Genomic DNA, 9,095 nt, shown 5'->3' with positions numbered 1-9,095 from the left:
CGCCGGGCGTCGTGGGGCCGGGCGTCGTGGGGCCGGGCGTCGTGGGGCCGGGCGTCGTGGGGCCGGGCGTCGTGGGGCCGGGCGTCGTGGGGCCGGGCGTCGTGGGGCCGGGATCGACCGGACCGTCGCGCCCCGGCCCGGTCGGCGCCGGCCGGACCGACGTGGACCGGGCCGCGCCGGGGCCGACCCGGGTGACCTGTGTCGAGCCGGACGCGCGGATGGCGGCGGTGCTGGCCGCCCGGTTCCCCGACGTCGAGGTGGTGGTGGCCCGGTTCGAGCAGTGGTCGCCGCCGCCGGCCGGCGTGCCCCTGTTGTCCTGCGCGTTGGCCTGGCACTGGCTCGACCCGGCCACCCGCAACCGGCGGGCCCACGACGCGCTGACCCCCGGCGGCACCCTGGCCGTCTTCGCCCACCGCTACGACTACGTCGACCCGGCCCAGTCGGCGGCGATCCGGGCGGCGTTCGAGTCGGTCGACCCGGTGCCGCACCACGACCAGCCGGAGGACTGGTTCCACGCCGACATCACCGGCAGTGGACTGTTCACCGACGTCCGGTCGACCGCGTTCCGCCGGGCGGTGCCGCTGACCACGGCGCAGTACCAGCGTCTCGTCGGCACCTTCTCGCCGCAGCTGCGCCGCCCACCGCGGCAGCGGGAGCGGGTCCTCACGGCGATCGGTGCCGCCGTCGACGGCTTCGGCGGCACCGTCACCCTCGACCTGCGGACCACCCTGGTGCTGGCCCGGCGGCCGGCCTGACGAAAATTAACCGGACGGTCGTGTCGATCCGGCCCGGTCCCCGTTCGACCTGAGGGTGAGCGGGTCGAACGGCGACCCGACGACGAGGAGCGACGACGATGGCCAAGTACATGCTGATCATGCGGAACACCGACGAGTCCCTGGCGACGATGATGAAGATCCCCTTCGAGGAGATGCTGGAGACGATGGGGCGGTTCAACGACGAGTTGATCCGCGCGGGCGTGCTGGTGGCCGCCGAGGGCCTGGAGGACCCGGCGCAGGGCGTGGTGGTCGACTACAGCGGGGAGACCCCGGTCGTCACCGACGGCCCGTACGGCGAGACGAAGGAGCTGTTCGGCGGCTTCTACCTGCTCGACGTGGCGTCGAAGGAGGAGGCCGTCGAGTGGGCCCGGCGGATGCCGGCGGTCAGCGGCAGCAGGTGCGAGGTCCGGCGGGTGCCGGGCATCGACGAGTTCCCGCAGGACAACGAGTTCGTCGTCAGGGAGCGGGCGTGGCGCGAGCGGACCGGCCAGCTCTGAGCACCGTGCCCACCGGCGACCCGCCGGGCGCTGAGGCCGCCCGGCGGGCCGTCGAGACGCTCTGGCGCATCGAGTCGGCCCGGATCGTCGGCGCGCTGGCCCGCTACACCGGCGACTTCGCGCTCGCCGAGGACGTCGCCCAGGAGGCGGTGGCGCAGGCGCTGGTCGGTTGGGCGCGCGACGGGGTGCCGGCGAACCCGGTGGGCTGGCTGCTCACCGCCGCCCGGCGGCGGGCGGTCGACGCGTTCCGCCGCCGGGCGGCGCTGGACGACCGGTACGCGGTGCTCGCCGGCCAGCTCGCCGACCCCGCCTCCGGGCACGGGGACCTGCCGTGGGACCCGGACCGGGTCGACGACGACGTCCTCGCGCTGATGTTCGTGGCGTGTCATCCGGTGCTGGCCCCCGAGGCCCGGCTGGCGCTGACCCTACGGGTGGTCGGTGGCCTGTCCAGCGAGGAGATCGCCCGGGCGCTGCTGGTGCCGGTGCCCACCGTGCAGGCGCGGATCACCAGGGCGAAGAAGACGATCGCCGCCGCGCGGGTGCCGTTCGCCCTGCCCGAGCCGCCGCAGCGGCGGGAACGCCTCGGCGGGGTCCTGGGCGTGCTCTATGTGATCTTCACCGAGGGGTCGACGGCGACGGCCGGCGACGAGCTGCTCCGCCCCGACCTGGCGTACGAGGCGATCCGGTTGGCCCGGACGCTCGCCGCGTTGCTGCCCGCCGAGCCGGAGGTGCACGGACTGCTCGCCCTGTGCGAGCTGACCGCCGCCCGGTTCCCGGCCCGGGTCGACGCCGACGGTGCGGCGGTGCTGCTGGCGGACCAGGACCGGCGGCGGTGGGACCGGTCGGCGATCCGACGGGGGACGGCGGCGCTCGGCCGGGTGGTGGCGCTGGGGCGAGGCCTCGGCCCGTACGGCCTGCAGGCGTCGATCGCCGCCTGCCACGCCGGTGCCCCCTCGGTGGAGCGCACCGACTGGGCCCGGGTGGTGCTGCTCTACGAGGCGCTCGGCCGGGTGGCGCCGTCGCCGGTCGTCGAGCTGAACCGGGCCGTGGCCGTGGCGATGGCCGACGGCCCGCAGCAGGCGTTGTCCCTGGTGGACGAGGTGGCCGCCGGGGGGCGACTGGCCGGGTCCCACCTGTTGCCCAGCGTGCGGGGCGAGCTGCTCGCCCGGCTCGGCCGCAGCGCCGAGGCCCGGGCGGAGCTGGAGTTCGCGGCCCGGTTGTGCCGCAACGTCCGGGAGCGGGCGGTGCTGCTACGCAAGGTCGACGCCCTCGGCGGGTGACCCGGGCGCGACGGCGGTAGGCTGCCCGCCGTGGCAGGTCTGTTGAGGAACGTGGCGACCCGGCTCGGCCGGGTGACCGGCGTGGTCGGCGCGCGGCGGGGCACCCCGGCTGCGATCCCGGCGCAGGTGGCGCGGCGGCGGCAGGTCAGCGCCCTGCAACGGCGGGAGCTGTCGTACGCCCCCGAGCCGGACGGGCAGGCCGACCCGGGGGAGATCGTCTGGACCTGGGTCCCCTACGAGGACGACCCGAAGCAGGGCAAGGACCGTCCGGTGCTGGTGGTCGGCCGGTCCAGCCGCACCCTGTTCGGGTTGATGCTCTCCAGCCAGAGTGAGCGCGACGGTCAGCGGCACTGGCTGGCGTTGGGCCCGGGGGAGTGGGACCGCGACGCCCGGCCCAGCTGGGTCCGCCTGGACCGGGTGCTCACCATGCGGGAGGACGGCATCCGCCGGGAGGGCGCGGTGCTGGACCGGGGCCGTTTCGACCGGGTCGGACAGGCGTTGCGGGCCGGCTACGGCTGGCGTTGAGCCCTGCCGGTGTGGCTGCGGCCGGGCCGTCCCGGCCGGTGGTGGCGCCGCCCGGCGGTGGGTTTCAACACTCGGCGAGGCGGGCCACGTCGAGCAGTTGCCGGGGTGACTGACGGCTGGTGACACCCTTCGCCCGGTACATGGCGGCGTCGGCCCGGCACAGCGCGTCGGCGAGTTGGGTGGGGCCGGTGACCGGGGCGAGCCCGACCGAGGCGGTGACCCGGACGCTGCACGGGCCCAGCGGGATGGGGGCGGCCAGCGCCTCGCAGAGCCGACGGGTGGCGTGGTCGATCCAGCGCCGGTCGACCGACGGGCTGGCCAGCAGGCCGGCGAACTCGTCGCCGCCGAGCCGCGCGACCAGGTTGTCGCCGGCGAAGGCGGCCAGCCGTTGGGCGACGCTGATCAGCACCTGGTCGCCGGCGGCGTGCCCGTAGCGGTCGTTGACCTGCTTGAAGTCGTTGAGGTCGAGGACGACCGCGATGAGGGGCTGCCCGCCGGCATCGGTGAGCAGCGCGGCGGCCAGCCGGTAGAAGGCCCGCCGGTTGGGTAGCCCGGTGAGCGGGTCGTGACTGGCGGCGTGCCGTTCGGCGGCCAGTTCGGCCTGGAGGTGCTCCAGTTCCGCCTCGGCCGCAAGCGCCCGGCGGCGTAGCTGCCACACCGAGACCAGGGCCCCGGCTGCGGAGACGCCGGACGCGACGGTCAACGGATCCGGCACGGGTCCTCCCTCGCAGTGTCGGCGTACGACCCGGGCGGCGGCCGTCGTGCCGCGCAGGATCGCCGTTTTCCCAGGTGAACGCCCTGGGACTGGTCACTCAAAGTGAACGGATAAGTACCGCGCACGTGCGTTATCATGCTCGCTGTCTGGTGCAGATGCAATAGCAGATGCACGTGCAGCACGGCCGGATCTGATGTCGCACCACCCTCGAACCCCGCACCATCCCCTTGCGACAGTGGGTCCGAACCCCGACAGAAAGACACCCATGCAGCAGCCTCAAAACGGCGTCCCCACCACCGAGTTGCCCCCTCTGAGGTGGGAGAAGAGTCGGCGGAGCAACCCCAGCGGCAACTGTGTCGAGTTGGCCGAACTCCCCGGCGGGGCGGGCATCGCCATGCGCAACTCGCGCCACCCCGAGGGGCCGGCCCTGATCTACACGGTGGACGAGATAGCGGCATTCGTCCTCGGCGCGCGCGACGGCGACTTCGACCATCTGATCGACTGACACCTGGTGGTCCCGCTCACGGGACCGTGTCCGTCCGGAGGATGTTCATCTCACCGACGGTCCATGGCATGCTTACTCGTCGGTCGGGCGGGGGCCCGGGGACCGTGAACGGATGGGCATGCGCGGAGGGGCGGGCACGTGACGATGGTTGCCGCCGAGGGGGGACCGGCCACCGGCCCCACGGTGTTGCGGATGCTGCTCGGCGCGCAGCTGCGCCGGCTGCGGGAGGCCAGCGGTGTCACGCGGGAGGGTGCCGGTTGGGAGATCCGCTCCTCGGAGTCGAAGATCAGCCGGATGGAGCTGGGCCGGGTCGGCTTCAAGGAGCGGGACGTCGCCGACCTGCTCACCCTCTACGGGGTCACCGCCGCCGCCGACCGCGACGCGCTGCTCAAGCTGGCCCGCGACGCCAACAGCCCCGGCTGGTGGCACCGCTACGGCGACGTGCTGCCCACCTGGTTCCAGTCCTACCTGGGCCTGGAGGCCGCCGCCGCGTTGATCCGCAGCTACGAGGTGCAGTTCGTCCCCGGCCTGCTCCAGACCCCGGAGTACGCCCGCGCGGTGGTCCTGCTCGGCCACCGGGGCGCGGCGGTCGAGGAGGTCGACCGCCGGGTGGAGCTGCGTGTCCAGCGGCAGCAGGTGCTGCACCGCCCCGACCCACCGCAGCTCTGGGCGGTGATCGACGAGGCCGCCCTGCGCCGGCCGATCGGCGGCCCGCAGGTGATGCGGGGGCAGCTGACCGCGTTGATCGAGGCGACCCGGTCGCCGCACATCCGGTTGCAGGTCATCCCGTTCGACGCCGGTGGCCACGCGGCGGCCGGCGGGGCGTTCACGATCCTGCGGTTCGGTGACGACGACCTGCCCGACATCGTCTACATCGAGCAGCTGACCAGTGCGCTCTACCTCGACAAGCGGGAAGACCTGGACTACTACGCGGCGGCGATGGAACGCCTCTGCGTCGAGGCCACCCCGCCGGAGCGCACACCGGAGGTCCTCGCCCGACTGCGTGACGAGCTGTACCCGCAGTGACCACCGCACCGGCCCGTCACCGCGGTGGGGCGGCCTCTACGATGATCAGGACCGCAGACAGTGGACGGACGCCATCGACCGGTGGCGCGCAGTCATGGAGGACCCGGTGACCACCGATGCCCCGACGGGCGCCGCCCAGCATCCCAGCGACCGGATCGACACCTCGGTGGCGCATCCGGCCCGCCGCTACAACTACTGGCTCGGTGGCAAGGACAACTTCCAGGCCGACCGCGACTCCGGCGACGCCATGGCCGCGGCCTTCCCGACCATCCGCACCGCCGCCCTGGAGAACCGTCGCTTCCTGCAACGGGCCGTGGCCTACCTGGCCCGTGAGGCGGGCATCCGACAGTTCCTCGACATCGGCACCGGCATCCCGACGGCGAACAACACCCACGAGGTGGCCCAGTCCGTCGCCCCGCAGTCCCGGGTGGTCTACGTCGACAACGACCCGATCGTGCTGGCCCACGCCCGTGCCCTGCTGACCAGCTCGCCCGAGGGCGCGACCGCCTACATCGACGCCGACCTGCGTGAACCCGAGAAGATCCTGCACCACCCCGAGCTGCGGCGCACCCTCGACCTGGGGCAGCCGGTCGCCCTGATGCTGGTGGCCATCCTGCACTTCGTGGGGGAGGCCGAGGACCCGTACGCCGTGGTCCGTCGGTTGCTCGCGGAACTGCCGCCGGGCAGTTACCTGGCAGCCTCGCACGCCACCTACGACCACCTTCCTCCGGACGTCGCCGAGGCCGCCCGGGAGACGACCCGGGCGGGCAACCCGCCGGGCGGGATCAACCTGCGCAGCCGGGACGACTTCGCCAGGTTCTTCGACGGCCTGGAGGTGGTCGAGCCCGGCTTCGTCTCGGTCGCCCGCTGGCGGGCCGAGGCCGAACCACAGCCCCGCCCCACGGTGGACGAGGTGAGCATGTACTGCGCACTCGGCCGCAAGCCCTGACCCGTCCCGTCGACCGGCCGGGCGGCGCCGGAGGGCTCCCCGCACGGGCGACCCGACGCTCCGCCCGCCCCGCGTGGACTCCTACGCGGCGGGCTGCCTGCGGTCAGGCCGGCTCGACCCGGTCCCCGGCGGTGATCCGACCGCCCCGCACCACCACCGCGTACGCCCCGACGCAGGGCTGCGCCCCCAGGTCGGGCACGGGGACCACCCGGTTGCGTCGGGCCGGCCGCCGCAGCGCCTCCGGATCCCCGGGTAGTTCGCCGTGTGCCAGGGTGGGCACCGCGCACCGGGGGGTCGGCGCGACCACCCGCAGCACCACCTCCGCACCGACGCGCAGCTCCCGACCCACCCAGGAGTTCTCCACGAAACCCGTCGCGTCGGTGCCGACGACCAGGTTGGGCCGGTAGCGCGGGGCCGCCGCCCAGGGCAGGTCGAGTGCGTCCAGGCTGGCCGTGGTGAGCAGGTGCAGCGGTGCGAAGTCGACCAGGCTGCCGGCCGGGGCGACGCCACCCAACGGGTTCCCGGTGACCGGCACGTCGGCGTCGGCTCCCTCGGCCAGCACCGCGTCCGGGTCGGCCCGGTCCAGCAGGGCGTCGGCGGGCACCGTGCCGGTCAGCGTGACCGGCCGGCCGAGCAGCCGGGACAGCGCGGTGTCCAGGCCGTCGTCGGGGTGGGCGTAGCCGGTGCCGTCGGGGAGGGTGAGGCGTACCCGGTCGGGGGCGTCGCCGGTCGCGCGGACGCCGAGCAGGGCCGACCACCGGCGGGGCCGCTTCGCGCTGCCGACCCGCCCGGTGTCGCGGTCCAGCACGGCGAGCCGGCGGTCCCCGGCCAGCCCCCGACCGTCCACCATGGCGCTGTGCAGCGGTTCGCCCAGCATCGACTTGACCGGATACCGCCATACCTGAGTCAGTCGTCCGCCCACCGGCCCACCGTATACGGTCAGGCGTGACCGGTCCGCGTGGTCGATTCGTCGACCGGCTCGTAACTTTGTCGGATGATCCCACGCTCCCTGGCGCTCAACCCCCGTACGGTCGTGTCCACCGCCGAGCCGTCGTCCGAGGGACCGGTGGGTTTCGTCACCGGCCTGGTGGAGCGGCTCGGCGGCCCCGGCGCGGGGTTGGCGGTGGCGTTGGAGAACCTGTTCCCGCCGATCCCCAGCGAGGTGATCCTGCCGTTGGCCGGTTTCGCCGCCGCCCAGGGGCGGATCAGCCTGGTCTCGGCGATCCTCTGGACCACCCTCGGGTCCGTGGTCGGCGCGTGGGTGCTCTACGGCATCGGCGCGGCGCTGGGGCGCGACCGGATGCGGGCCGTCGCGGCCCGGCTGCCGCTGGTGAAGCTGAGCGACGTGGACCGCACCGAGGCGTGGTTCCTCAAGCACGGGGTCAAGGCGGTGTTCTTCGGGCGGATGATCCCGATCTTCCGTAGCCTCATCTCCATCCCGGCGGGGGTGGAACGGATGCCGATCCTGACGTTCCTGCTCTACACCACGCTGGGCAGCCTGATCTGGAACACCACCTTCGTGATGGCCGGCTTCCTCCTCGGCGACAACTGGCGTGTCGTCGAGGAGTACGTCGGCTCGTTCCAGAAGGTCGTCATCGTGGTCTGCGTCGCCGCCGCCGGCTGGTTCGTGGTCAACCGGGTCCGCCGGGCCCGCGCCGCCCGCGCCGACGCCCCGGCCGACGACGTCCCGCCCGGCGACGCGGCCGCCGGGCCGGCGGAGCCGGGCGGGGACACGACCTACCGGGGGACCGTCTACCGGGGTGGCGTCTGGGGACGCGACACCGACTGACCCGGCCCGACCCCGGTGGCGTGCGGTACCGGACGCCACCGGCGGTGATCCGTTGCGGCTGCGCGTCCGTACTGCTGTGCGGGGACCGGGACAGGGGAGGCACGATGGCGGAGCCGGATCAGGAGCACCGTCCGACGGCGGGGCAGCAGCAACCGGTCTTCGAGCCGGTGATCGAGGTGACGGGTGAGCCGGTCGAGGTGACCGACGACGACCGGGCGGACCGGTCGCCGTGGCCCCGGGGGGCGCGGCTGCTGGCCGCCGCGGCGGTGCTGGTGGTCGCGCTCGGCGCGCTCGCGGTGGTGGTGACCATGGCCAACCCGGACCGGCTGGGGATGGTCATCTCCGGTGGCCGCGACGGGGTGCCGCCGGTGGCGGCGACCGCCGAGCCGGGTGGTGCCGGTGCCGCCGAGGCCGCCGCCGGGCGGACCGCGACCGCACCCGTGGGTGAGCTGCGCCGGGCCACCTTCGAGCTGCTGGACGGGGTGACCTCGTTCCGGCTGCGCACCGACGATCTCGGTGCCGACCTGTACCGGATCAGCAGCCCGGCCGACGCCGGCCTGACCCCCCGGCCCGAGGTCTCCGGCGACCGGGTGCAGCTGCGGGTGACCCGCCGGGACCGGCCCGGCCGGGGCGTCGTCGACGTGGTCCTCAGCTCGCGGGTGACCTGGCGGTTGCGGCTGATCGGCGGGGTCAGCGACCACGTCCTCGACCTTTCCGACGCGCGGCTGTCGGGTTTGGAGCTGATCGGTGGCGCGGCCCGGGTCGACCTGCGGCTGCCCCCGACGACCGGCACCCGCACGGTACGGATGACCGGCGGTGTCAACCAGTTCGTGGTCCGGGCGCCCGACGGGCCCCCGGTGCGGGTCCGGGCGGGCTCCGGCGCCGGCAGCGTCGTCTGGTACGGCGACCGGCGGGACGGGCTGGCCCGGGGGGCGACCGTCGGCTCGCCGAACTGGGACCGGGCACCCGACCGGCTCTACCTCGACCTCGTCGCCGGGGCCAACACGGTCACCGTCGTCGAGGACTGAACCGG

General features: G+C 74.4%; 11 protein-coding genes. 9 read left to right on the top strand and 2 right to left on the bottom strand.

Features of this window, described 5'->3' with window-relative positions:
- From AB0B63_RS13370 to AB0B63_RS13355, 4 genes are all read left to right on the top strand, one after another.
- On the top strand, window positions 1-755 hold a 755-nt coding region (locus tag AB0B63_RS13370), incomplete at its 5' end, for a class I SAM-dependent methyltransferase (protein ID WP_357017894.1).
- 98 nt (window positions 756-853) lie between these two features.
- A complete protein-coding gene (locus AB0B63_RS13365) occupies window positions 854-1,273 on the top strand; it encodes a YciI family protein (RefSeq protein WP_208566373.1) in 420 nt (139 codons plus the stop codon).
- A gap of 5 nt (window positions 1,274-1,278) precedes the next feature.
- Window positions 1,279-2,553, top strand: a complete 1,275-nt coding sequence (locus AB0B63_RS13360; RefSeq protein WP_357018176.1) for an RNA polymerase sigma factor — start codon at window positions 1,279-1,281, stop codon at window positions 2,551-2,553.
- Window positions 2,554-2,583: 30 nt separating this feature from the next.
- Entirely contained in the window at window positions 2,584-3,078 is a 495-nt protein-coding gene (locus AB0B63_RS13355) for a type II toxin-antitoxin system PemK/MazF family toxin (protein ID WP_208566372.1), read from the top strand.
- A gap of 64 nt (window positions 3,079-3,142) precedes the next feature.
- Here the strand turns inward: AB0B63_RS13355 and AB0B63_RS13350 are convergent, their stop codons facing one another.
- The gene (locus tag AB0B63_RS13350; protein ID WP_208566371.1) at window positions 3,143-3,793 is read right to left on the bottom strand and encodes a GGDEF domain-containing protein; all 651 of its coding nucleotides are present in this window, start codon (window positions 3,791-3,793) and stop codon (window positions 3,143-3,145) included.
- Between the two features lie 265 nt (window positions 3,794-4,058).
- Between AB0B63_RS13350 and AB0B63_RS13345 the strand changes: the two genes are divergently transcribed.
- The 3 genes from AB0B63_RS13345 (at window position 4,059) to AB0B63_RS13335 (ending at window position 6,273) form a co-directional block, all read left to right on the top strand.
- A complete protein-coding gene (locus AB0B63_RS13345; protein ID WP_208566370.1) occupies window positions 4,059-4,298 on the top strand; it encodes a DUF397 domain-containing protein in 240 nt (79 codons plus the stop codon).
- Window positions 4,299-4,436: 138 nt separating this feature from the next.
- A complete protein-coding gene (locus AB0B63_RS13340) occupies window positions 4,437-5,324 on the top strand; it encodes a helix-turn-helix transcriptional regulator (protein WP_208566369.1) in 888 nt (295 codons plus the stop codon).
- 94 nt (window positions 5,325-5,418) lie between these two features.
- A complete protein-coding gene (locus AB0B63_RS13335) occupies window positions 5,419-6,273 on the top strand; it encodes an SAM-dependent methyltransferase (protein WP_357017889.1) in 855 nt (284 codons plus the stop codon).
- Between the two features lie 103 nt (window positions 6,274-6,376).
- Here AB0B63_RS13335 and AB0B63_RS13330 read toward each other — a convergent pair whose 3' ends face one another.
- Window positions 6,377-7,195: an MOSC domain-containing protein gene (locus AB0B63_RS13330; protein ID WP_357017886.1), complete on the bottom strand. Its 819-nt coding sequence runs from the start codon at window positions 7,193-7,195 to the stop codon at window positions 6,377-6,379.
- 72 nt (window positions 7,196-7,267) lie between these two features.
- Here AB0B63_RS13330 and AB0B63_RS13325 point away from each other — a divergent pair, with 72 nt between their 5' ends.
- Both AB0B63_RS13325 and AB0B63_RS13320 read left to right on the top strand, forming a co-directional pair.
- Window positions 7,268-8,062, top strand: coding sequence for a DedA family protein (locus tag AB0B63_RS13325; protein WP_357017883.1), 795 nt, complete (start codon window positions 7,268-7,270; stop codon window positions 8,060-8,062).
- A gap of 104 nt (window positions 8,063-8,166) precedes the next feature.
- Window positions 8,167-9,090, top strand: coding sequence for a hypothetical protein (locus tag AB0B63_RS13320; RefSeq protein ID WP_357017880.1), 924 nt, complete (start codon window positions 8,167-8,169; stop codon window positions 9,088-9,090).
- Window positions 9,091-9,095: the final 5 nt, after the last annotated feature.

This window comes from Micromonospora sp. NPDC049081 (assembly GCF_040648835.1).
Lineage (GTDB): Bacteria > Actinomycetota > Actinomycetes > Mycobacteriales > Micromonosporaceae > Micromonospora > Micromonospora antibiotica.
Note: the sequence above shows the minus strand (reverse complement) of the source record. Positions and strands in the feature narration are given on the sequence as shown.

Bases quoted from the DNA above. Each gene is read 5' to 3' on its own strand.
- AB0B63_RS13365 (WP_208566373.1), top strand. From the start codon at position 854: ATGGCCAAGTACATGCTGATCATGCGGAACACCGACGAGTCCCTGGCG.
- AB0B63_RS13345 (WP_208566370.1), top strand. From the start codon at position 4,059: ATGCAGCAGCCTCAAAACGGCGTCCCCACCACCGAGTTGCCCCCTCTG.
- AB0B63_RS13335 (WP_357017889.1), top strand. From the start codon at position 5,419: ATGGAGGACCCGGTGACCACCGATGCCCCGACGGGCGCCGCCCAGCAT.
- AB0B63_RS13325 (WP_357017883.1), top strand. From the start codon at position 7,268: ATGATCCCACGCTCCCTGGCGCTCAACCCCCGTACGGTCGTGTCCACC.
- AB0B63_RS13320 (WP_357017880.1), top strand. From the start codon at position 8,167: ATGGCGGAGCCGGATCAGGAGCACCGTCCGACGGCGGGGCAGCAGCAA.